Below are 22,801 nucleotides of genomic sequence, written 5' to 3' on the forward strand. Positions count from 1 at the left end.
GCGCTATATACCAGATGATATAGCGCCATTCATTTTCGCGTCCATGCGAGGGTTCAAAGGCAGTGCTACCGCCAGTCCGGCAGCCTTTTCAGCAGCTCGGCCTTTTCATGGACCGCACCGCCCATCAGGACGAATCCCTGCATCTGGCTCTGCTGATCCAGATAAATGGATTTCACGTGAGCAATGCCTTTGTCACAGCGACCCGCCCACTCGGTCGACCACTCTCCCTCGGGGTTCATCGGCGACGCCACAATGGTCGGCAAGACGCTGGTCTTGATCGTCACCGGCATGGCGGGATAAGCGACCGGCGTCGGCTGACCCGCCAGGGTCCGGGCCAGCGCCCGGGCCTGCAACATGATCGGCATCACATAGGGCAGCACCAGGTCATGGACTTGCGCGCAATCACCCAAGGCGTAAACGTTATCGGCGCTCGCACGCAAATAAGCGTCAGTGACAATACCGCCGGCAACCCGAATACCCGCCGCCCGCGCCAGATCGACGCGGGGTTCGAGGCCAATGGCACTCAACACATAATCCGCTTCCAGCACGCGGCCATCGGCCAGTTGCAATGCATACCCTTTACCCGCGCGGTTAACCGCAATGGGCGCATTGCCAAGCTCCAGGCGCACGCCGATCGACGCCAGTGCATTGGCCATTTCCTCTCCAGCCTCCGAAGGCAGCAGGCGACTCAGCGGCCAGGTGGCCCGGTCGACAACCCACACTTCATGACCGGCATGCCGCAAATCATTGGCGAACTCGCAGCCGATCAGCCCGCCGCCCAGAATGGCGATCCGGCTATCAGCGCTGATCTGCTGACGCAGGCGCCGGTAATCTTCCAGGTCGTTCACCGTGATGATCGCGTCCACCCCATCGCCTTGCAGCGCGGGGCGACGCGCATCCGCCCCGAGCGCCAACACCAGCGCGCGGTAGCGAAGTGGCTGGCCGTCGATGTAGATCGACCGGGCATCGGTGTCGATCCGTTCAATCGAAGTACGTGTCCTGACCTGCGCTTGCAGTTGCGCGGCCATCTGCTCGGCGCTGAAGGTCACCAGTTGCTCCGGCAAACGTCCGGTCTGGAAGGCGTTGGACAGCGCCGGCTTTGAGTAGAACTCGCCGCCGTCGCGGGTGACGATCAGGATTGGCGTGTCGCTATCCCGCTTGCGCAGTTCGCGCGCCACGGTGTACCCGGCTAGCCCTGAGCCCAGAATGATCACCGGGTCGGATTGCTCCGGCACGGAGTTCGGCTCTGCACTCTGCCCGACCTGAATCATCTGAAAGTCAGCCTTCCCTACCCCGCACTCCGGGCAATACCAGCTCTCCGGCACGTCCTCCCAGCGAGTCCCGGCCGGGATATCGTGCTCAGGCATACCCACGGCTTCGTCGTAAATGAAGCCGCACACAAGACATTCCCACTTGAACATGGTCGATCCTCCAGTCAATCGATACGCAGCGGTTGGGTCAGCTGGTGAAGGCGCGTCCCAGGCCGAGCGCACTCAAGGCGCGACGGTAGGCAGTGGAGGAACGGTCGGCAGGAATATGGATTTCCAGCGACAGATCCAGCGGCAAGTCTTCCGGGCGGCACAGCTCGACGATGTCGCGATCTTCTTCGAAGACCTGCTGGTTGAACGCGTAGACGTCTTCAAGCGGCATCTCCTTGTCGAAGTTGCGGGTGATGGCGCAGAACATGCGGGTCTTGCGCGCCGAGATCGGGCTGGCTGCGTTCAGAATCACCAAGCGGTGTTCCGGTTCGGGAAAGTTGACGGTCAGGCGCGCGGTGAACGGCGCAAAGACATCGAAGGTGCGGTTCCAGAGAAAGCCTTCCGGCGCGCGATGCTGCAGGCTCTTGGGGAAGTTGCTGACGTTGCTGATGTACTCGGCATGAACCCCGTACGGCGTGACCTCGGCCTTGTAGGTCGGCACCACCGGGTTGTCGCGCTCGGCAAAAGCCTCGTGGTGGATCCACGCAAAGTGCGCGACATCGATAAAGCCCTCCACCTGCCGGCCGGCGGAAGCCGCAATGTCGATGGACGGCGGCAGGATGCGCTGGAAGCTGTCATCGGCCCAGGACGGCATTTCAGCAAATGGCGCTTTCGTTCCCGACATCAGCACCCAGATCAGCCCGAAGTCCTCGCGGGTCGCGTACATCTGGATGCGGTGGCGTTCGGTGAGATTGGCATTGGGCTCCGACGGGATACGCGTGCATCGACCATCGGTGCCGAAGTGCAGGCCGTGATACGGGCAGATGATGTTTTCGCCCTTCACCCAACCTTTGCTCAGCGGCGCGCCGCGATGACTGCAAATATCCCGGGCGGCGTTCAGTTTCCCGCCGGCCCGGTAGAGCACGACGGGCTCATCCAGTAGCGTGACGGCATAGGGTTTGTCGGTCACGTCTGCCGAAAAGGCCACGGGGTGCCAGTGCTTGCTGAGCGTCTCGCGGTCTTGTGCGGTGAAGGTGCTGCTCTTGGTGATCGGGTTCCAGGTAACGGACTGGCAGGCTATTGCGGCCGTGGACATGTGAGTTCTCCTTGACGTGGAAAAGGCACCGAAGAGGTGCGCATCCGCAGGCTATTGGTTGTGTTGTTGGCCTGCGGACGACGAGTGCGAAATCCATGCTAGAGATTCGCGCCGGCCTCGCCCATGTCGTGAGAAGCATGTTGCTTATGTGAAATCAGATATACCGGTATGACTGGGTATTCACTTGCACTTGGCCAACACCACCTGACAAGTACCGGGTGTACCGCCGGAGCGGCCGGCGTAGCGCATGCAGTTATCCATGGATTTTTTCTGTGCCTGGCCCAGGGTCTGTCCCCAGGCCAGGCCACCCTCGCCCATCGTCGGCACCGCTTTGGCATAGCAGCGATCACCCACGGTCGCATAGCGAGCCTTGCTGGAGCAGCTTGTCGTCAACGTCAGCATGATCGCGCAAAGAAAATACGCGCAATGGCGTATCTGTATCCGGTTCATCTCGTTTTACCTGCGCACATTGGGGCTGACGGGCTCAGTTTATCCGCAATGACCCGGGAACCGTTCATTGCTCTGTCGCCTGCCGGTACTGACGCGGTGTGAATCCGGTCGAGGCCTTGAATTGGCGAGTGAAGGCGCTGTGGTCGGTGTAGCCGCACTGCAGGGCGACTTCGGTGATCGGCAGGTCGGTGTGCAACAAACGATGGGCATGCTCCAGCCGTACTTTCTGGATCATCTGCCGGGGCGTCAGGTGGAACACGCGCTTGCAGTAACGCTCCAGTTGCGCCACCGAAATACCGGCGATCCGGGTCAGCTCGCCCAGCGTCACCCGGCGATTGAAATGCGTGCGAATGTGCTCGTCGACGGCGGCCAGTCGCTCGAAGGCCGGATGCGTCTCGCTGGCCGATTGCAGATCCACCGAAATCCCCGCCAGACCGATGATCGCACCATCGCGGTTGTACAACGGTCGCTTGTGGGTCAGGCACCAGCCCGGCTCGCGACTGCCGTACAGATGCAATTCCAGCTGATCCTCCAGCACCCACCCTTCTTCCAGCACCCGGCGATCCTGCTCGGTGTAGCCCGGCCCCAATTGCGCGGGAAATACCTGCGCACTGGTTTTGCCGAGCAACGGCTTCAGGTCTTTCAACCCGCAGCGCTGCACCAGTGTGCGGTTGGCCAGGACGTAACGCGCGTCCGGATCCTTGATGAAAATCACCGCATTCGGGATCACGTCCAGCATCGGCAACAGTGCGGCAACGCCCGCCACCAGGGCTTCGAGGGTCTGGGGGCGATTGTGCTCATCGCCCTCGCACAGGCGCGCAAATGCGTTCTGCATCGTCGGTGTTTTCCTTCGCGGGTGAGTCGGCCAACGGCCCGCCATACGGCGTTCGCGTGCAGAGTGCAGCAACGCCCACGGCCTGTCGAGGCCTGCCGTCGTTCAGCGCAATTGTGCTGATTTCGTCATCCAGGCTTGCGCAAAACATCAATCACGCAGCGGCCGATGAGTTCAATGTTGGCCCGTCCCAGTGACATACACCTGCCTATCCAATAACTCACAAGAAGGCGACGCCATGTCAGGCCAAGGCAAGTTCAAAAAACAGCTTTCATTGATCGACCTCACGTTTATCGGGCTCGGAGCGATCTTCGGTTCGGGGTGGCTGTTCGCGGCCAGTCACGTTTCTGCGATTGCCGGGCCGGCGGGGATTTTTTCCTGGTTGCTGGGCGGTTTCGCCGTGTTGCTGCTGGGCATCGTCTACTGCGAACTGGGCGCTGCGCTGCCCCGGGCCGGCGGTGTGGTTCGCTATCCGGTCTACAGCCACGGGCCGCTGCTCGGCTATCTGATGGGTTTCATCACACTGATCGCGTTTTCCAGTCTGGTGGCGATCGAAGTGGTCGCCTCGCGCCAATATGCCGCTGCATGGTTTCCCGGCCTGACCAAAGCCGGTAGCGGCGATCCGACGGTGCTGGGCTGGCTGGTGCAGTTCGGTCTGCTCTGCGTGTTCTTCCTGCTCAACTACCGCAGCGTGAAAACCTTCGCCAAGGCCAACAATCTGGTGAGCGTGTTCAAGTTCATCGTGCCGCTACTGGTGATCGGTGTGCTGTTCACCTTCTTCAAACCGGAGAACTTTCAGGTTCAGGGCTTCGCACCCTTCGGGCTCTCGGGTATCGAGATGGCCGTTTCCGCTGGCGGCGTGATCTTCGCCTACCTCGGCCTGACCCCGATCATCTCGGTGGCCAGTGAGGTGAAAAATCCGCAACGCACCATTCCGATTGCGCTGATCCTGTCGGTGCTGCTGTCCACCGCGATCTACGTGCTGTTGCAAACGGCGTTCCTCGGCGGCATCCCGACTGAACTGCTCGCCAATGGCTGGGCCGGGGTTTCCAAGGAGTTCGCCCTGCCGTACCGCGATATCGCCCTGGCGCTCGGCGTGGGCTGGCTGGCCTATCTGGTGGTGGCCGACGCGGTGATCTCGCCCAGCGGCTGCGGCAACATCTACATGAACGCCACACCACGAGTGATCTACGGCTGGGCGCAGACCGGCACCTTCTTCAAAGTGTTCACCCGCATCGATGAGAAATCCGGCATCCCGCGCCCGGCGCTGTGGCTGACTTTTGCCCTGTCGGTGTTCTGGACCCTGCCGTTCCCGTCCTGGGAAGCGCTGATCAACGTGGTGTCCGCCGCACTGGTGTTGAGCTACGCCGTGGCCCCGGTGACCGTCGCTGCACTGCGTCGCAATGCGCCGGACATGCCGCGCCCGTTCCGAGTCAAGTGCATGGGCGTGCTGGGGCCGGTGTCGTTCATCATCGCTGCGCTGATCGTTTACTGGTCCGGGTGGGACACCGTCTCCTGGCTGCTCGGCCTGCAAATCCTGATGTTTGTCGTGTACCTGCTGTGCGGCCGTTTCGTACCGACCAGACACCTGAGCCTTGCCCATCAAGTGCGCTCATCGGCGTGGCTGATCGCCTTCTACGCCGTGACCATCGTCTTGTCGAAACTCGGCACTTTCGGTGGCCTCGGCATCCTCGCCCACCCTTTCGACACGCTGGTCGTCGCCGCTTTCGCCACCGGCATCTACTACTGGGGCGCCGCCACCGGTGTGCCGTCGCACCTGCTGCGTCTGGAGTCCGAAGAGGATGAAAGCGAAGTCGCTTCGACGTCCCCGGTCTCCGCTGCCAACCCGCGCGCTGCCGGCGCTTATTGAAACCTTTTGAAGGGACACGAACATGAAACGCGTACACGTCATTGATTCGCATACCGGCGGTGAACCGACGCGTCTGGTGATGAAGGGTTTCCCCGATCTGCCCGGCAACACCATGGCCGAAAAGCGCGATGCCCTGCGCAACCAGCACGACCGCTGGCGCCGGGCCTGCCTGCTGGAGCCGCGCGGCAACGATGTACTGGTGGGCGCGCTGTATTGCGAACCGGTGTCGCCGGACGCCACTTGCGGGGTGATTTTCTTCAACAACGCCGGCTATTTGGGCATGTGCGGCCACGGCACCATCGGCCTGATCGCCTCCTTGCAGCATCTGGGGCTGATCGCCCCGGGCGTGCACAAGATCGACACACCGGTCGGCCCGGTCAGCGCGACGTTGCATGAGGACGGCGCCGTGACCCTGGGCAACGTACCGGCTTACCGATTGCGCAAACAAGTAGCGGTTGAGGTGTCGGGATACGGCCGTTTCCTCGGCGACATCGCCTATGGCGGCAACTGGTTTTTCCTGGTCTCCGAGCACGGTCAGACGCTGACGATGGACAACGTCGAAACCCTGACCGACTTCACCTGGAAAATGCTCAAGGCCCTCGAGGACCAAGGCATCCATGGCGAAGACGGCGCAATCATCGACCACGTTGAACTGTTTGCCGATGACGACCACGCCGACAGCCGCAACTTCGTCATGTGCCCCGGCAAAGCCTACGACCGCTCACCGTGCGGCACCGGCACCAGCGCCAAACTCGCTTGTCTGGCCGCCGACGAAAAACTTCAGCCCGGCCAGCGCTGGGTACAAGCCAGCATCACCGGCAGCCAGTTCGAAGGTCGCTTCGAACGGGAAGGTGAACGCGTGCGCCCGTTCATCACCGGCCGCGCCTACATGACCGCCGACAGCACGCTGCTGATCGACGAAAACGATCCGTTCGCGTGGGGCATCTGAGCCGCTGCGCTGATTTTCAAACCTATCTGAATGACCGTTCCAAGGAGAACAATAATGAGCGACAACATCTTCACTGGCTGCATGCCCGCCCTGATGACCCCGTGCACCGCCGCACGCAAACCGGACTTCGATGCGTTGGTGGCCAAGGGTCGCGAGTTGATCGATATCGGCATGAGCGCCGTGGTGTATTGCGGCTCCATGGGTGACTGGCCGCTGCTTACCGAAGCCGAGCGTCAGGAAGGCGTGGCGCGGCTGGTGGCTGCCGGGATTCCGACCATCGTCGGTACTGGCGCCATCAACACCCGTGAAGCGGTCTCCTACGCGGCCCATGCGGCCAAAGTCGGTGCTCAGGGTTTGATGGTGATTCCACGGGTGTTGTCCCGAGGCTCTTCGCTCGCCGCGCAGAAGGCGCACTTCGCCGCGATTCTGCAGGCCGCGCCGAACCTGCCGGCGGTGATCTACAACAGCCCTTACTACGGCTTCGCAACCCGCGCCGACCTGTTCTTCGAACTACGCCGCGAGTACCCGAACCTGATCGGCTTCAAGGAGTTCGGTGGTGGCGCCGACCTGCGCTACGCCGCTGAAAACATCACTTCCAAGGACGATGACGTGACCTTGATGGTGGGTGTCGACACTCAGGTCGTGCACGGCTTCGTCAACTGCAACGCCACCGGCGCGATCACCGGCATCGGCAACGCCCTGCCCCGCGAAGTGCTGCAACTGGTGGCCCTGAGCAAGCAAGCGGCCAAGGGGGACGCCAAGGCCCGGCGTCAGGCGCGGGAACTGGAATCGGCGCTGGCGGTGCTGTCGTCCTTCGACGAAGGCGCGGATCTGGTGCTGTATTACAAACACCTGATGGTGCTCAACGGCGACAAGGAATACACCCTGCATTTCAACGAGACCGACGCCCTCAGCGACTCCCAGCGTCGCTACGCGGAAGCCCAGTACGCGCTGTTCCGTCACTGGTACGAAAACTGGTCGGCAGAACAAAACTTCGCCTGACCCGTAGCCCCGTTTCAGCCCGCCGTGATTACCGGCGGCGGGCCTTCTTTCTTCTCAGGAACATGCCATGTCTCTTACGGGCAAACTGCTGATCGGTCAGCAAACTATCTCGGGTGATCGCGAGGTCATTCAGGGAATCAACCCGGCCACCGACGCGCTGCTGGAGCCCGCTTACGCTGGCGGCTCCGCCGAGCACGTCGAACAGGCTTGCGCGCTGGCCTGGGCTGCGTTCGACCGCTACCGCGAAACCGCGCTGGACGCACGCGCCGAATTCATCGAAACCATCGCCCACGAGATCGAAGCCCTCGGCGATGAGTTGATCGACCGCGCCATGGCCGAAACCGGCCTGCCGCGCCCTCGCCTGTTGGGCGAACGCGGACGTACCTGCCAGCAATTGCGCCTTTTCGCCCGCACCGTACGCGCCGGCGAATGGCTGGATGTGCGCGTTGACAGCGCACAACCGCAGCGTCAGCCGCTGCCGCGCTCGGATCTGCGTCAGCGCCAGATTGCGCTGGGGCCGGTGGCGGTGTTCGGCGCGAGCAATTTTCCATTGGCGTTCTCCGTCGCCGGCGGCGATACCGCTTCGGCACTGGCCGCCGGTTGCCCAGTGATCGTCAAGGCCCACGGCGCCCACCCCGGCACCAGCGAACTGGTCGGCCGTGCAGTGGCTCGGGCCGTCAAGGCCGGCGGACTGCCTGAGGGCGTGTTCTCGTTGCTGTACGGTTCCGGGCGTGAAGTCGGCATTGCCTTGGTCAGTGATCCACGTATCAAAGCCGTCGGTTTCACCGGTTCGCGCAGCGGCGGGCTCGCGTTGATCAAAGCGGCTCAGGCTCGCCCCGAACCGATTCCGGTGTATGCGGAAATGAGCTCGATCAACCCGGTGCTGCTGTTTCCCGCTGCGCTGCGCAATCGTTCGCAAGCGCTGGCTGAAGGTTTTGTTAACTCGCTCACGCTGGGCGCCGGGCAGTTCTGCACCAATCCCGGCCTGGTGATCGCCCTCAAGAGGCCGGAACTCGACACCTTCATTGGCGCCGCCGCCGAGCTCATCCAGCGCAGCCCGGCCCAGACCATGCTCACACCCGGCATCTTCAATGCTTACGAGTCCAGCGTGAACGCACTGGCGGAAAATCCGCGTGCTCGCCTTGCAGCGGTCGGCCAGAGAGGGACAGGTCCAAACCAGGGCCAGGCACATTTTTTCGTCACCGATGCTGCGGATTTTCTTGCCGATCACACGCTGCAAGCCGAAGCCTTTGGCTCGGCATCCTTGATCGTGCAGTGCATCAGTCACGATGAAATCCGTGAGGTTCTGGAACATCTGGAAGGTCAACTGACCGCCACGCTGCATCTGGATGACGAGGATCAGGATCAGGCCCGCTCATTACTGCCGACCCTGGAGCGCAAGGCCGGGCGCTTGCTGGTCAACGGCTGGCCGACCGGCGTCGAAGTCTGCGATGCGATGGTGCATGGCGGGCCGTTCCCGGCCACGTCCGATCCGCGCACCACGTCGGTCGGCACTGCCGCCATCCAGCGCTTCCTGCGCCCGGTCTGCTATCAGGATTTCCCCGACGCCTTGCTGCCAACCTCGCTCAAACAGGCCAATCCACTGGCACTGCGACGCCTGCTCGATGGCCAAAGGGAAGCCTGAAACCATGTCGAACATCACCCATGACATCGCCGTGGTCGGCGCCGGCATCATCGGCGTTGCCTGCGCACTGCGTCTGGCGCGGCAGGGTTTGCAGGTGGTCGTGATCGACCCGCAGGAACCCGGCCACGGCGCATCGTTCGGCAATGCGGGGCACCTGGCGACCGAGCAGGTGTTTCCGATTGCCGACCTGTCGATTCTCAAGCGCTTGCCGGCCATGCTCATGGACCCGATGGGGCCGCTGCGCCTGGACTGGAAATACCTGCCCTGCGCCCTGCCCTGGTTCACCCGGCTGCTGCTGAATCTGCGCTCGGCGCCGTTCCAGCGCACGGTGGCAGGTCTGCGAGCGCTCAATGAGCGTTCGCTGGAGGCCTGGCACCGGTTGCTCGGTGACATCCAGCGACCCGATCTGCTGAAGGTGGAAGGTTCGCTGCTGGTGTTCGAACGGCCCGACTCGCGTCCGGCCATTGATGCGTTGCAGGCGCGCTTGCGTCAGCAACAGGTCCCGGTCGACCTATGGCAGGCATCTGCGGTGCGTGACACCGCGCCGCAACTGAGCGAACACCTGCAAGGCGGATTGTTTTTCCCTAGCACCGGGCACTTCATCGATCCGTACCGGGTGGTGTGTGAACTGGTCAGCGCCGCCAAGGCCAGTGGCGTGCAGTTTGTGAAACAACGGGTCGAAGGCGGACAACTGAATGCACAGGGCGTTTCACTCAATACCGGAACCGGCCGCCTGAATGCCCGTCGAGTACTGATCGCCTGCGGTGCCCATTCGGCCAGACTGACGACAGCGCTGACCGGCAAGAAAATACCGTTGGACACCGAACGCGGTTATCACCTGATGCTGCCTCAGGAACACAACCGGCTGCCCTTCCCCGTCACCTCACTGGAACGCAAGTTCATCATGACGCCAATGTCCGAAGGCTTGCGCCTGGCGGGCACCGTCGAGTTCGCCGGACTGGAAGCGCCGCCGACCATGGCCCGGGCCTGGCAGTTGCATCGGTTGAGCAAGGGGTTGTTTCGTGAGGAGTTGAGTATTGAAGCGGCCACACCGTGGATGGGGTTCAGGCCTTCGCTGCCGGACTCGCTGCCGGTCATCGACCAGACAAACGACGGCAAGGTGCTGCTCGCGTTCGGGCATCAGCATCTGGGGTTGACGCAAGCGGCGGTGACGGCGGAGATGGTCGAGCGGATGGTTTCGCCGCTGGCTGCGACTCGGGATGTGGAGCTGCCGAGTGTCGAGCCTTACAGGCTGGATCGTTTCTGAAAAAGCGAAAGGCCTGCTTCTGAGGGCAGGCCTTTCGTATTTATTGCACTATCGCGATCAACCCTGACGAGCCGTCAGCGCCGCATACCCATTCATCAAATTGCGGTAGTTCGGAATCCGCTGCGACAGCAGGTTGCCCAACCCTTCGATATCGTTGCGCCAGTCGCGGTGCAGCTCACAGGCCACGGAGAACCAGTTCATCATCTGTGCGCCGGCCTGGGTCATGCGGTTCCATGCGGCCTGTTGCACGGTGGTGTTGAAAGTGCCGGAAGCATCGGTCACCACGAACACGTCAAACCCTTCCGCCAGTGCCGACAAGGTCGGGAACGCCACGCACACGTCGGTGACAACACCGGCAATGATGATCTGCTTGCGGCCGGTGGCCTTGATGGCCTTGACGAAGTCTTCGTTGTCCCAGGCGTTGATCTGGCCCGGGCGGGCAATGTACGGCGCATCCGGGAACATTTCCTTGAGTTCCGGCACCAGCGGGCCGTTCGGACCCTGCTCGAAACTGGTGGTGAGGATGGTCGGCAGCTCGAAGAATTTGGCCAGGTCGGCCAGTGCCAGCACGTTGTTCTTGAACTCGTTCGGCGAGAAGTCCTGGACCAGCGAAATCAGACCGGTCTGGTGATCGACCAGCAGAACCACGGCGTCGTCTTTGTTCAGGCGGTTGTAGGTTGCAGTGCTCATGTTGAATCCCTTTTTAGTTGTGGAAGTTCGCTTGCGTTCAAGATGGGCACAGATTAATGACTCGCCTGAAAGCGATAAATCACCTGCAAAGCGTTTTACCGTCAACCCAAACGAGACAATCCACTCAATCCGGGGCTCAATCACACGGCGGTCCCGACCTTCCCGCCGATCCTTGTCATAATGTTCGCCAGCAATACGTTCAGAACGACATCCAGGGAAAAGTTGATGCTCGGACGCAACACACAAGCGCCCACGGCGAACGACACGCGGCGCCCCGCCGGCAAAGCGATGAAGGCCGGTTCGACCTTTCGGCTGACCGTCAGCTTCATGCTGGTGGTGGTCGTGGCGTTTCTGGCGGTCGAGAGCTGGCGGACATGGCGTGACTATCGTTCGGTCTTTGCGTCCGCGCGCGATTCGGTGACCAACCTGGCCCGCGCCACGGCCCAGCACGCCGAGGATACGATTCGCCAGGTCGATGTGGTCACCGCCGGGCTGGCCGAGCGTGTCGAAGGTGATGGTCTGCAGAACCTCGATGTCCCGCGCATTCACAAGCTGCTGGTGCAGCAATCGAAAATCATGCCGCAGCTGCACGGCCTGTTCATCTACGGCCGGGACGGCCACTGGATCGTGACTGACAAAGAAGTCACCCCGGAAATGGCCAACAACGCCGACCGCGATTATTTCGAGTACCACCGCACCCATGAGGATCGGCAGGTACGCATCGGCCAGGTGGTCGAGAGCCGCTCCACCCATGACCTGATCATTCCCATCTCCCGCCGCTTGAACAACCCCGATGGCTCGTTCGCCGGCGTGCTGCTGGGGACGGTCAAGGTCAGTTACTTCGTCGACTATTACGGCGATTTCCGGATCGATGACAAAGGCGCACTGGTGCTGGCCATGCGTGACGGCACGATTCTGGTTCGCCGCCCTTTCATCGCCTCCGTGGTGGGCAAAAGCCTGGCGAACAGCGAGATCTTCAAGACCTACCTGCCCGCCTCCAACGAAGGTATTGCCCAGATCCGGGCGGTGGTCGATGACACCGAGCGCCTGTACGGCTATCGCGCGTTGACCACCTATCCGCTGGTGGTGGAGGCCGGCCTGTCGAAAGATTCCATCACCGCGCCGTGGCGTCGGGACTTGCTGAAAAACGGCTTCGTGTTGATTTTCCTGATTCTGGTCCTCGCCGGTTTCGGACTGATCGTACTGAGCCAGTTGCGCCAGCGGATCGCGATGGAACGGGAAATCCGTTCCGCCCACCAGGCCATGCGCGATATGGCACTGACCGACAGCCTCACCGGCCTCGGCAACCGTCGGCGCCTGGACAATGCGCTGGCGGACGAGATTCGTCTGGCCCGGCGCCAGGGCTCGTCGCTGTCGTTGATCATGCTCGATGTCGACCACTTCAAACGCTACAACGACCGCTATGGCCACGCCGCCGGCGATGACTGCCTGAACGCCGTCGGACGTGCGATCCAGCAAGCGGTCAAACGCCCCGGCGACCTCGCCGTGCGCTACGGTGGCGAAGAATTCACCGTGCTGCTGCCCAACACCGAAAACGCCGGCGCCATCCAGGTCGCCGAGGACATCCTGCAAGCCATCCGCTCGCTGGAACTGGAACACACCGGGCATCCCCTCGGATACGTGACCGCCAGCGCCGGCATTGCGACCCGCCATCCGGTTGACGACGCGGTGACGCCGGCCATGCTGCTGAAGTCGGCGGATACCTGCCTGTATCAGGCGAAGCGGCTGGGGCGCAATCGTTGGTGCTCGGCGGATGAGTCGGTGTGATTGATGACGGCGCGTGACGGCCAGAAGCGCAAGCCCGATTCCACGTCAGTCGCCCGTCAGAATCGACAATGAACCTCAGCCCCTCAACGTACGCATTATGTCCTCAACCACTGGCCTCGCGTATTTCTCACTGGGATCAGTTCCCGGCGGGTCTTCACTGCGGATCCACTCACCCAGATCGAACGCCTGATAGAGCGAGAAGGCGGGTTCAGGCATATCTTCAGTCATGGCGACCTCAACCACGGCGTTGATGATTCCGTTCATCACACCATCGCAAAACTCATAGTCCAGCGATCTCTCCAGATAGCCATCGGCAATGGTTATGGAGAGTTCGTTCAGCAGATCTCGCGGTGCAATGGAGAACTGCGTGCAAGTGGCGGCAAGATCACTGAGCGTTAAACCGTTGTCCTCGGCTTCCACCAATAACGCGTTGAGTTCGTTGTCCGGTAACACTCTGGGCATGGGGTTCTTCCGGTCAGACGCGAAGGTCGCGGGCAGCTCACTCATAAAACTTTCCGGCCAGCAGAATGGCTGCGCAACGCTGCCATACGTTCGATACCGCACCTCCGTTTGAGGAGGATCGGCTGCTCGAATCCGCCCACGCGGCGGCGGCATCAAGGAACGAGTCAACGGATCCGTTTTCCCACCCTGAAGCGCCTGCTCCATAGAGGGCTGAAGGTGAAAGGCCTTCCAATGATCGCTCGTGGGCAAAATCAGCACCCAGCGCCTTGATGAAGCGAATGAACGAGGCTTCATCGCTGACATGCTCCAACAATTCATCAAGGTCCAAAGGTTCAGACATGAGTTTCCAGCCGTGGAATTCGGGAGACGCCATGCTGCGACAAGGCAGCATGGACGGTCAACTTCAGACCCGGGCGATCATGCGTAGCGCTGCTGGAAACCAGGAATGCATACCACCCGATTTCCGATCCTCACACAGCACTCCCCGACAAGGACGCAATCCTTTCACTTCACAGCGTCAAGGGTGATCAACGTCTTCGGCTCCAGATACGCACTCATCCCCCACTTGCCCATTTCGCGCCCCAGGCCCGAGTGTTTGAATCCACCAAACGGAGCACGCGGTTCGTGGGCCAGGGTGTTGATCAGCACGCGCCCCGAATCGATCTGGCGGGCGATGTTCACACAGCGTTCGGGGTTCTGGCCCAGCACCAGGGCGCTCAACCCATAGTCCGTATCGTTGGCGATGCGGATCGCATCGGCGTCGTCCTCGTAAGGGATGATCGTCAGCACGGGACCGAAGATTTCTTCTCGCGCGATACGCATCTGGTTGTTGGCGTCGGTGAAGATCGTAGGTTTGACGAACCATCCGGCGTGCAGGCCTTCAGGTCGACCTTCGCCACCCGCCAGCAACCTCGCGCCCTCTTCCTGGCCGATACGGATGTAGCGCTGCACTCGGTCCCATTGTTTCTGACTCACCATCGGGCCGATATCGGTGTCGGCGTTGCGTGGGTCGCCCGATTGAAACTGTGCGACGCCTTCCTTCGCAGCCTGCTCGAACTCTGCGAGCCGTTTACGCGGAACAAGAATGCGCGTACCCGCGATGCAGGCCTGGCCGCTGTTGAGAAATCCTGCGTGCAGCGCCAGCGGCATGACCGCCTCGAAATCCGCGTCATCGAGTACCACGGTGGGTGACTTGCCGCCCAGCTCCAGGGTCACGCGCTTCAGGGTGTCGGCACCGGTTCTGACCAGATGCTGACCGACCGCGGACGACCCGGTGAACGAGATTTTGGCCACGTCGGGATGGCGGGCGATCTCCTCGCCAACCACGTCGCCTCGTCCGTTGACGATATTGAAGACACCCGGTGGCAGCTCTGCTTCGTGCAACGCCCGGATTACGACCTGCGTCTGCAACGCGCTCATCTCACTGGGTTTGATGACGGCAGTGCAGCCTGCCGCCAGTGCGGTGGCCAGCTTGTTGCAGATGAAGCCGGCATTGCTGTTCCACGGCGTGATCAGCCCGGTCACGCCCACGGGCGTCAGAATGACCTTGGCCATGCCGGCCTGCTCTTCGAAGTCGAACGCCTCCAGTGCCTCGATCGCTTGCGCAATCACATCCGCCGGGTACGTCGCCATCCAGCGCCCGCGAACCGCAGGCGAGCCGTACTCCTCAAGGATGGCTTCCAGCAGTTCTTCCTCTCTGGCCGCGACGGCCTTGTGCATGCGTTGCAGGGCGGCAACACGCTCTTCACGCGTGGTACGAGACCAGGCCGGGAACGCAGCCTTGGCGGCGGCGATGGCACGCTGGGCGTCGAGTGCATCGCCCAGTCGAACCTGGCCGATGACTTCCTCGGTGCTCGGGTTATGGAGGTCGAACCATTCCTGACCGTGTGGCAGGACGTACTCACCGTTGATGTAGATGTGTTCAATGCGCTGCATGGCAACTCCTCGCTGAAAATGACCCGCTTGAAGCAAGCCTCGATGAAGCGAAGTCTAAGAAGGGTTGATTGTTCCGATAAGCTATCCTTCGGCTTATGAAGCATCCCTATTTTCAGGACAATCCATGCACAGGACAGGAATGACCGAGCTGGAAGTGGTGCTGGCCGTCGCCCGACGCAAAAGTTTTCGCGGCGCGGCACAGGAACTGGGCATGTCCACCACGGCGGTGAGCAGCGCGGTGGCCGGCCTCGAAGCGCGCCTGAAGGTGCGTCTGTTCAATCGCTCTACGCGCAGCGTTGCCCTCACCGACATCGGGCAGCGCTATGTGGAGCGCATCGCCCCGGCCCTGGCGCAGATCAAGAGTGCCGGCGAAGAGGCCAGCGTCGGTCTCGACGAGCCCAGCGGCACACTGCGCATCAACGCGCCGCACGGCGCGGCGTACCTGCTGCTGGAGCCGCTGCTCAATCAGTACGCCCGACGTTATCCCGAGGTGCGCATCGACGTCGTCAGCGAGGCCAGCATGGTCGACATCGTCGCCGGGGGCTTCGACGCCGGGATCCGCCTGGCGGAATCCGTGCCGCAGGACATGATTGCGGTGGCGCTGTCAGACGACATCCGCATGCTCATGGTGGCAACGCCCGAGTACCTCGAACGCCACGGCGTGCCCGAACACCCACGGGATCTGCTCACCCACCAGAGCATCGGCATGCGCATGGCCCACGGCGGCCTCTATCACTGGGAGCTGGAACGCGACGGCGAGAAACTGCAGATGGATCTGCCGACGCGCTTCGTGTTCAACGAATTGCTGGCGATCAAACAGGCCGTGGTGCTGGGCCTTGGCATCGGCTTCATTTCCGAGTGGTTCATCCAGGAAGAACTGGCCAGCGGCGCGCTGGTGCCGGTGCTGATGCCGTGGTGTCCGTCGTTTGGCGGGTTGAGGCTTTACTACTCGGGCCATCGCTTCGTGCCGGCTCGGTTGCGTGCGCTGATTGATCTGGTGCACGAGTTGCGGCCCAATCTGGTTTGATTCGGGCGTAGAGTCGACACAGGATGTGCGGCTCGCACAATCAATACCTGCCTCATTTAACGTAGAAACCGTATCTGGAATGCTCCATGGAAACCCGTCACCTGCGTCGTTTACTCCAAGGACCCACCCAGTGTGAGTCCGATATCGAATCACTCATCCTCATACTTGAGGCCGTTATCGAGTTGGTGTCGATTCCGGATAACGACTTCTGCTGGTCGTCCTGGGCTGATGAGCTCGATGCGAAAACAGAACTGCAAGCCCTAATTCACTCCTTAAAGGCTGGCACCTTGCCAGAGCGGTTGAAGGTCGCCGTGCTGTTCGCACCGACCGGACCGTTGCAGGAACTCGGCATGAGTAGCGGATGGGCGGATACCTTTTTGAGGGTCGCCGGTAAATTTGATGAAGTTGAAGCGTTGCTGTGGTGAGGCTGGCCAGAGGGTTTTCGGATCGGTTCCTGAAATAAATCAGTCCCCTTCTCACGCCTTTTCACGGGAATCAAACATGAAGCTGCTTCGACTTGCCCCTGCAACCTATCACCTGAACGACAGTTATTGGGACCTTCTGGGTGCTGAAGACGGATCCCTGTATCTGCTCGTCAATTGCGAAGCGTCTTTTGTGAGTTATGACGCTCTGATCAAGCTCAACGACGATGAGTTGCGCGATCACCACGGCCTGGGCTGGCTGTCCATTCAGTACCTGGCCAATCGAATCAATTATTTCGTCAGCGATTACAAGGCACGGCTGATCACGGGGCCATTGCTTGATGCGGCGATTCAAGCGTCGAAACCGTAGTCATCAAGCTTGAGCGCGATGGCTCCATCAATATCAGGCGCATTGGCTCTTTTCTTGAGGATCCGAGACTCTAGACTGGTTCCCTTCCCACGATTCAACTGGAAAGGACCCCCATCAAGTGCGCGACTTCGACTGCCAACCCGTTTTATGCGGGAGCACGCTGAGGCTCAGGCCTCTGACCGAAAACGATTTTGAAGGTCTGTTTCTGGCGGCCTCGGACCCGCAAATCTGGGCAGGCCACCCCGCCAGCGACCGCCATGAGCAGCCGGTATTCGAAACGTACTTCGCCGCGCGGCTGGCCACCGGCAAAACCCTGGTCGTCATCGATATCGACTCGGGGCTGATCGTGGGCATGTCGAGTTATTACACACCGCCCGACCTGCCGGACAGTATCGCCATCGGGTACACCTTTCTGGTGCGGGCGAAATGGGGTGGCGAAACCAATCACGAACTGAAGCAGCTGATGCTGGAACACGCCTTCAAGGCGTACGACACGGTCTATCTCCACATCGCACCGTCGAACATCCGCTCGCAAAAAGCCGCCATGAAGATCGGTGCGGTGCACTTGTATGATGCCGAGCTGACGCTGTCCACGACACCGGCCTGGTGCAAGTGTTACGGGTTGACCCGGGAGCAATGGGCTACAAGCCAGCCAGAAAATCAGAGATGAAGGCCACAATCTTCCTTCACGCACCCGCCCCAAACACACCCCTTGCAAAATCCACGAAGCTTCGCAACTTGGGCGTCAACCGAGGGTCCGGTGCGTACAGAAGATTCATCGGGGAGACCGGGACGTTGTAGTCCGGCAGCAGCCCGACCAGCGTTCCGCTTCTCAGCGCATCCTTGACCAGCTCCAGCGGCAACAGCACCACACCCAGTCCGGCCACCGCCGCCGACAGCAACGGGTCGGCCTGATTGATCGTCAATCTGCTTTTAATCGGCACGTCGATGCAACCGTCCGGCCCTTCGAGGCGAATGTGGGAACGACCGTCGGAATAGGCGAACGCCAGGCATTCATGTTCCTGCAGATCCAGCGGGGTCGTAATCGGTGGACGCCTGGCCAGATAGGCAGGCGCCGCGCACAGCACCATTTGATAGGGCTTCAAAGGCAATGCCTTCAGACCGCTGTCAGACAGTTCACCGATTCGAAACACCACGTCATACCCGCCCTCCAGCAGGTCAACGAGTTCGTTGGACAGGGTCAGATCCACCGACACCTGCGGATACCTGACCATGTACTCCAGCAGTCGAGGCGCCAGCGTGCTGACGCCAAAGGTGACCGGTGCGTTGATTCTGAGGCGGCCACTGGGCACGCCTCGGGTCATCGCGGCCATTTCTTCGGCGGCGTCCATATCGGCCAGGATCAGCTTCGCCCGTTGATAGAACGTGCGGCCGAAGTCGGTCAGGCTCTGTTTGCGGGTCGTGCGATTGAGCAGCGAGACACCCAGATGCTGCTCGAGCATCTTGACCTGTTTGCCGACCAGTTGCGGGGACAGATTGAGCTCATCGGCCACCGCGCTGAAGGAGCCAAGTTCCACCGCTTTGACGAAGACGGCCATCAATGTGAGGCGATCCATTGGAAACCCTGTGTTTCTAGTGTTGCGCTATCGTAGGTCTTTATCCGACCCGGGCCAAAGCCTAAATTGACGGCCATGGCAACGACGCGCACAACTCCAGCAGGCGCGTTATCACTGGTACTCAGGTCGTTCACACCGGCCTCATTGATCACAGAAGAGGTAACCATGGCACGCATTGTCAGGATTCATGAATACGGCGACGCAAGCGTTTTGAAACTGGAATCGGTCGATGTGCCGGCCCCGGCACCCGGCGAAGTGCAAATCGAGGTCAAGGCCTTTGGACTGAATCGGGCCGAGGTCATGTTCCGCAATCACGCCTATCTGCAGGAAGCGCAATTTCCCAGCCGCCTCGGTTATGAAGCCGCCGGGGTGGTAGCTGCCGTCGGTGCCGGTGTCAGCGAGTTCAAGGTCGGCGATGCGGTCAGCCTGATTCCGCCGCTGGACATCGCGAAATGGGGCACCTACGGCGAACTGGCCAACGTGCCCGCCGAGCTCACGGTCAAACACCCGTCGAACCTGACTTTCGCGCAGGCTGCCGCCTCCTGGATGCAATACGTCACCGCGTGGGGCGCGCTCGTCGAACAGGCCAGACTGACGAGGAATGATTTTGTGCTGGTCACTGCCGCCTCCAGCAGCGTTGGCCTCGCCGCCTTCCAGATTGCCCGAATGGTCGGCGCGACTTCGATTGCCGTGACCCGCACCCGCGCCAAGAAGCAAGCCTTGCTGGACGCCGGCGCCGCGCACGTCATCGTCAGCGATGAAGAGGATATCGTTGCCGCCGTCATGGCCCTGACCGATGGCCAGGGTGCGCGCGTGGTGTTCGATCCGATCGGCGGCCCCGCTTTCGAACAACTCACCCAGAGCATGGCCAGGGGCGGCATTCTGCTTGAGTACGGCGCCTTGAGCCCGGAGCCTACGCCGTTCCCGCTGTTCACCGTGCTGGGCAAATGCCTGACCCTCAAGGGCTACCTCTACGCGGAGGTCGTCGCGGATCCTGCCGCTCTGGCCCGAGCCAAGACGTTCATTTCCGACGGTCTCGCATCGGGCGCGCTGAAGCCGATCATCGCGAAGACGTTCCCCCTCGAGGACATTCAAGAAGCGCATCGCTTTCTTGAAGCCAACCAGCAGGTCGGCAAGATTGTCGTGACCGTTTAAGGATATGATCCGGGAAACCAGGCCTCAATGGACCGATGTCTATGCCCGTTTCCCGGATTCGCCCGTCACCCGCTCCCCTGCTGAAACCCGGCGAGACGGTGGTGTTGTTCGATGGTGTCTGCAAGTTGTGCAATGGCTGGGCGAAATTCCTGATTCGCCATGACCGCCATCAGCGAGTCCGGCTGGCAGCGGTGCAGTCTCCCGAAGGGCAGGCGCTGCTCGCCTGGGCAGAGTTACCCCTCGATCAGTTCGACACCATGGCGGTCATCCGCGACCGACACTATTGGGAGCGCTCCGATGCCTTTTTCGAAGTCGTTGCCCAACTGCCTGCCCGCTGGCGTCCATTGCAATGCTTGCGCATTTTCCCGCGCGGGCTTCGGAACTGGGCCTACGATCGTATTGCCCTGAATCGTTATCGGCTGTTTGGACAATATGACACCTGTCTTCTGCCTGATCCCGATCATGAGCAACGCTTTCTGAAGGCTTCACTACAGCAACAGCCCTAGCACCTGCACGGGCGTCATCTTCGTCACCATCATCAAGACAATCACGAACATCCCCAGAAAACCGGCCACCCCCATCCAGAACCATTTCCGGTAGACCGACCGGTATTCATCCTCAAGCCCTCCTCCGGTCTCGATTGCATTCGAAGCCATCACGTACAGGCGCTTCTGAAGCACCAGTACCGGCAGCCAGAGCGATCCCACGCAAAGAAAGATGATCAACGAGGTCAGCACCCATTCCGTGGTCAACGGAAGGCCGGCCAGCCTGATCAGCCCATAGCCCGATGCGATCTGAATGAAACCTGCCGGGGTGGTGATCCAGGCGTCGAAGCGCACGACCATTTTCGCCACGTGAGCGATCACCTGAGGGTTGGCAGTGCGGCTGGCGGCGATCAGGTAAAGGTAGGAGCCCATGCCGAAGCCGAACAGGAAAACCGCGGCGATCACATGAATGTACTTGAGGCACAGATAAAGCATGGTCAGCGCTGCCCGTCAGAGAAATGCACGGACAGGCTGAGGTTTCCAGGGTCGTTGATCGCGGCCATGTATTCGTCGACGGTGATTTCGCCGACGCAAGGCCGGGCGCCGGACTCGGGCACATACCCTTGGGCCATTTTGGTGGCCAGGGCCACAGCGGCGCAGCTTGGGATTTCCGGGCCCTTGTCATTTCCGGCCGTGAGTTGAGCGGTCATGGACAGCGGTTGTCCTTCAACCCCGAGACCTTGCACGTCGATGTACATCGCACTTTTGCCATCGCCGAATCGCTCGAAGCGGGTGCCCAGGCGATGCAGTCGCGCAGCCCAAGGCGCATGGTCCCGAATCAGCCCCATCTTCTGGGCCTGGGCAAATAGAGCATTGGCGACACCGCCAAGTTTCAACCCCGCCCCAGCCTTGAAACTCAAGGTACGGGCACCGTAACGACCGGCGAAAATGTCCATGTCCGGCACGTCGACATTAGCCAGCAAGCGAGTGCCCAGGTGCGGCATCTTGCGCAGCGTCAGATCCTGCCAGCCCGGCACCTCGTGAACCCGGCCATCCTTGAGCTGCTTGATCGGCTTGCCCGCGTAGGCAAGCACACCTTCGACGGTCGACAGCCCCGGCATCTTCGCGGAAGAGGAAATGCCATGCTCGATCGAGTCGATGCGCTGAAAGCGATACCGCTGCTGATCGATGATGGCTGACGATAGCGTCGGCACTGAACTGCAACCACTGAGAATCGCCACGCCCGCCGCTTTCGCGCGCGCATCGAGTACAGCGATACCGTTGACGAAGGTTCGGCAGTCAGACAAGTCGCAATAATTCACCCCGGCCTCGATGCAACTCTCGGCTACCGCATAGGACTGCCCCTGAAACGGGCCTCCGGTGTGGATGACCAACTCGATCCCCATCGAATTCAGAGCGGACTTGAACCCATTCCCCATGGCATCACCACACCAACTGGCGCAGGTTTTTCCTGAAGCGGCTTGCAACGCCTCGACCTTGCGCAGCAACTTGTGCGGATCGCGACCCGAGATCGCCAGATCAACATCGGGCATCGACGCCAGATGCCGGCAGACGATGCTGCCGAAGTTTCCATACCCACCGACCACCAACACCTTGAACGCCATTCACCGCTTCCCTAACGATTCGATCGTAAAGCCAACTTGCCCGAGACAGGATTCGCGGGAGCTTCCCTGATATCTACGGGTCAGGCAAGAAATACGACTGAATCCGCTTTGATTGAACACCCGAAGCCTGCACAATTGCCGGCTTTTTTCGACAGGACGTCCCCATGCAACGGATTGTGATTCTGGGTAATGCCGGCAGCGGCAAATCCACCCTCGCCCGCACCCTCGGCCGGCGCCTGAACCTTCCCGTGGTTCACCTGGACACCTTGTTCTGGGAGCCAGGCTGGGTCGAGCCCGACGCGGAGCAGTTCCGCACACGGGTCCGCGAAGCAATCAAAGCAGATTCATGGGTGTGTGAAGGCAACTATGCCCGGCGAACCTTCGATCTGCGCCTGCCCCGTGCCGACCTGATTATCTGGCTCGATACGCCGCGACTCACCTGCTTCGCCCGCGTAATTCGGCGCAGCATCATGAACCGCCCTCGCCCGGATCTCGCGACAGGCTGCAGAGAGAAAATCGACAGAAAATTCCTGACATTTCTGAAGTTCGTATGGACCTTTGACCAGGATTACCGCCCGGGTATCGATAACGTACGTCAATCAATCGGGCCAAACATCCCGGTAGTGCGTCTGCGTGGCAAACGGCAGGTTTCGACCTTTCTCGACAGGCTTTGCACCACACCTCAAGTCAGCCAGAAGCAGACGCCCGCGCAAAACACTCAACGCTAAAAGGCGGG

24 protein-coding genes are annotated in these 22,801 nt (G+C 61.1%); 13 read left to right on the forward strand and 11 right to left on the reverse strand.

Annotated features, from left to right (window positions below; translation table 11 throughout):
• Positions 1–65: 65 nt before the first annotated feature.
• The 4 genes from ACKLNA_RS07440 to ACKLNA_RS07455 all read right to left on the reverse strand — a co-directional run bounded on the left by ACKLNA_RS07440 (position 66) and on the right by ACKLNA_RS07455 (position 3,799).
• A complete protein-coding gene (locus ACKLNA_RS07440; protein WP_408985439.1) occupies positions 66–1,421 on the reverse strand; it encodes an FAD-dependent oxidoreductase in 1,356 nt (451 codons plus the stop codon).
• Between the two features lie 37 nt (positions 1,422–1,458).
• A complete protein-coding gene (locus ACKLNA_RS07445) occupies positions 1,459–2,514 on the reverse strand; it encodes a Rieske 2Fe-2S domain-containing protein (protein ID WP_408985440.1) in 1,056 nt (351 codons plus the stop codon).
• Positions 2,515–2,694: 180 nt separating this feature from the next.
• Positions 2,695–2,964 carry a hypothetical protein gene (locus ACKLNA_RS07450; RefSeq protein ID WP_408985441.1) on the reverse strand — a complete coding sequence of 90 codons (270 nt, stop codon included), beginning with the start codon at positions 2,962–2,964 and terminating at the stop codon, positions 2,695–2,697.
• Between the two features lie 64 nt (positions 2,965–3,028).
• Positions 3,029–3,799 carry an AraC family transcriptional regulator gene (locus ACKLNA_RS07455; RefSeq protein WP_085733987.1) on the reverse strand — a complete coding sequence of 257 codons (771 nt, stop codon included), beginning with the start codon at positions 3,797–3,799 and terminating at the stop codon, positions 3,029–3,031.
• 235 nt (positions 3,800–4,034) lie between these two features.
• On the opposite strand from ACKLNA_RS07455, the gene ACKLNA_RS07460 reads away from it, so the two are divergent.
• The 5 genes from ACKLNA_RS07460 to ACKLNA_RS07480 all read left to right on the forward strand — a co-directional run bounded on the left by ACKLNA_RS07460 (position 4,035) and on the right by ACKLNA_RS07480 (position 10,529).
• Positions 4,035–5,666, forward strand: a complete 1,632-nt coding sequence (locus ACKLNA_RS07460; protein ID WP_408985442.1) for an APC family permease — start codon at positions 4,035–4,037, stop codon at positions 5,664–5,666.
• 22 nt (positions 5,667–5,688) lie between these two features.
• On the forward strand, positions 5,689–6,615 hold the full coding sequence (locus tag ACKLNA_RS07465) for a 4-hydroxyproline epimerase (protein WP_408985443.1): 927 nt from the start codon (positions 5,689–5,691) through the stop codon (positions 6,613–6,615).
• Between the two features lie 54 nt (positions 6,616–6,669).
• A complete protein-coding gene (locus ACKLNA_RS07470; RefSeq protein ID WP_408985444.1) occupies positions 6,670–7,617 on the forward strand; it encodes a dihydrodipicolinate synthase family protein in 948 nt (315 codons plus the stop codon).
• 67 nt (positions 7,618–7,684) lie between these two features.
• Positions 7,685–9,262, forward strand: a complete 1,578-nt coding sequence (locus tag ACKLNA_RS07475; protein ID WP_408985445.1) for an aldehyde dehydrogenase (NADP(+)) — start codon at positions 7,685–7,687, stop codon at positions 9,260–9,262.
• 4 nt (positions 9,263–9,266) lie between these two features.
• Positions 9,267–10,529 (forward strand): NAD(P)/FAD-dependent oxidoreductase, encoded by a 1,263-nt coding sequence (locus tag ACKLNA_RS07480; protein WP_408985446.1) that lies wholly within the window; start codon positions 9,267–9,269, stop codon positions 10,527–10,529.
• A gap of 57 nt (positions 10,530–10,586) precedes the next feature.
• Here ACKLNA_RS07480 and ycaC read toward each other — a convergent pair whose 3' ends face one another.
• Positions 10,587–11,219: an isochorismate family cysteine hydrolase YcaC gene (gene ycaC, locus ACKLNA_RS07485; RefSeq protein ID WP_085708478.1), complete on the reverse strand. Its 633-nt coding sequence runs from the start codon at positions 11,217–11,219 to the stop codon at positions 10,587–10,589.
• Positions 11,220–11,444: 225 nt separating this feature from the next.
• On the opposite strand from ycaC, the gene ACKLNA_RS07490 reads away from it, so the two are divergent.
• Entirely contained in the window at positions 11,445–13,007 is a 1,563-nt protein-coding gene (locus ACKLNA_RS07490) for a diguanylate cyclase (protein WP_408985447.1), read from the forward strand.
• 75 nt (positions 13,008–13,082) lie between these two features.
• On the opposite strand, the gene ACKLNA_RS07495 is transcribed toward ACKLNA_RS07490, so the two are convergent.
• The 3 genes from ACKLNA_RS07495 to ACKLNA_RS07505 all read right to left on the reverse strand — a co-directional run bounded on the left by ACKLNA_RS07495 (position 13,083) and on the right by ACKLNA_RS07505 (position 15,404).
• On the reverse strand, positions 13,083–13,514 hold the full coding sequence (locus tag ACKLNA_RS07495) for a hypothetical protein (protein WP_408985448.1): 432 nt from the start codon (positions 13,512–13,514) through the stop codon (positions 13,083–13,085).
• Positions 13,507–13,809 (reverse strand): hypothetical protein, encoded by a 303-nt coding sequence (locus ACKLNA_RS07500; protein ID WP_408985449.1) that lies wholly within the window; start codon positions 13,807–13,809, stop codon positions 13,507–13,509. Before ACKLNA_RS07500 ends, ACKLNA_RS07495 begins: the two co-directional genes overlap by 8 nt.
• 164 nt (positions 13,810–13,973) lie before the next feature.
• Positions 13,974–15,404, reverse strand: coding sequence for an aldehyde dehydrogenase family protein (locus ACKLNA_RS07505; RefSeq protein ID WP_408985450.1), 1,431 nt, complete (start codon positions 15,402–15,404; stop codon positions 13,974–13,976).
• Between the two features lie 124 nt (positions 15,405–15,528).
• On the opposite strand from ACKLNA_RS07505, the gene ACKLNA_RS07510 reads away from it, so the two are divergent.
• The 4 genes from ACKLNA_RS07510 (at position 15,529) to ACKLNA_RS07525 (ending at position 17,893) form a co-directional block, all read left to right on the forward strand.
• Positions 15,529–16,431: a LysR family transcriptional regulator gene (locus ACKLNA_RS07510; RefSeq protein WP_408985451.1), complete on the forward strand. Its 903-nt coding sequence runs from the start codon at positions 15,529–15,531 to the stop codon at positions 16,429–16,431.
• Between the two features lie 86 nt (positions 16,432–16,517).
• Positions 16,518–16,856, forward strand: a complete 339-nt coding sequence (locus tag ACKLNA_RS07515; protein WP_085733975.1) for a hypothetical protein — start codon at positions 16,518–16,520, stop codon at positions 16,854–16,856.
• A 76-nt stretch (positions 16,857–16,932) separates the two neighbouring features.
• On the forward strand, positions 16,933–17,223 hold the full coding sequence (locus tag ACKLNA_RS07520) for a hypothetical protein (RefSeq protein WP_408985452.1): 291 nt from the start codon (positions 16,933–16,935) through the stop codon (positions 17,221–17,223).
• Between the two features lie 118 nt (positions 17,224–17,341).
• Positions 17,342–17,893 (forward strand): GNAT family N-acetyltransferase; N-acetyltransferase, encoded by a 552-nt coding sequence (locus tag ACKLNA_RS07525; RefSeq protein WP_408985453.1) that lies wholly within the window; start codon positions 17,342–17,344, stop codon positions 17,891–17,893.
• 16 nt (positions 17,894–17,909) lie between these two features.
• Here the strand turns inward: ACKLNA_RS07525 and ACKLNA_RS07530 are convergent, their stop codons facing one another.
• Entirely contained in the window at positions 17,910–18,800 is an 891-nt protein-coding gene (locus ACKLNA_RS07530; protein ID WP_408985454.1) for a LysR family transcriptional regulator, read from the reverse strand.
• 165 nt (positions 18,801–18,965) lie between these two features.
• On the opposite strand from ACKLNA_RS07530, the gene ACKLNA_RS07535 reads away from it, so the two are divergent.
• Both ACKLNA_RS07535 and ACKLNA_RS07540 read left to right on the forward strand, forming a co-directional pair.
• Complete coding sequence (locus ACKLNA_RS07535; protein ID WP_408985455.1) at positions 18,966–19,955, forward strand: zinc-dependent alcohol dehydrogenase family protein; 990 nt, start codon at positions 18,966–18,968, stop codon at positions 19,953–19,955.
• Between the two features lie 41 nt (positions 19,956–19,996).
• Entirely contained in the window at positions 19,997–20,461 is a 465-nt protein-coding gene (locus tag ACKLNA_RS07540; protein ID WP_408985456.1) for a thiol-disulfide oxidoreductase DCC family protein, read from the forward strand.
• Here ACKLNA_RS07540 and ACKLNA_RS07545 read toward each other — a convergent pair.
• Both ACKLNA_RS07545 and ACKLNA_RS07550 read right to left on the reverse strand, forming a co-directional pair.
• A complete protein-coding gene (locus tag ACKLNA_RS07545; protein WP_408985457.1) occupies positions 20,444–20,935 on the reverse strand; it encodes a DUF2269 family protein in 492 nt (163 codons plus the stop codon). The genes ACKLNA_RS07540 and ACKLNA_RS07545 overlap by 18 nt on opposite strands.
• A 2-nt stretch (positions 20,936–20,937) precedes the next feature.
• Positions 20,938–22,065 (reverse strand): saccharopine dehydrogenase NADP-binding domain-containing protein, encoded by a 1,128-nt coding sequence (locus tag ACKLNA_RS07550; protein WP_408985458.1) that lies wholly within the window; start codon positions 22,063–22,065, stop codon positions 20,938–20,940.
• 164 nt (positions 22,066–22,229) lie between these two features.
• On the opposite strand from ACKLNA_RS07550, the gene ACKLNA_RS07555 reads away from it, so the two are divergent.
• Complete coding sequence (locus tag ACKLNA_RS07555; protein WP_408985459.1) at positions 22,230–22,793, forward strand: AAA family ATPase; 564 nt, start codon at positions 22,230–22,232, stop codon at positions 22,791–22,793.
• Positions 22,794–22,801: the final 8 nt, after the last annotated feature.

The organism is Pseudomonas sp. UV AK001, assembly GCF_046097675.1.
Lineage (GTDB): Bacteria > Pseudomonadota > Gammaproteobacteria > Pseudomonadales > Pseudomonadaceae > Aquipseudomonas > Aquipseudomonas kribbensis.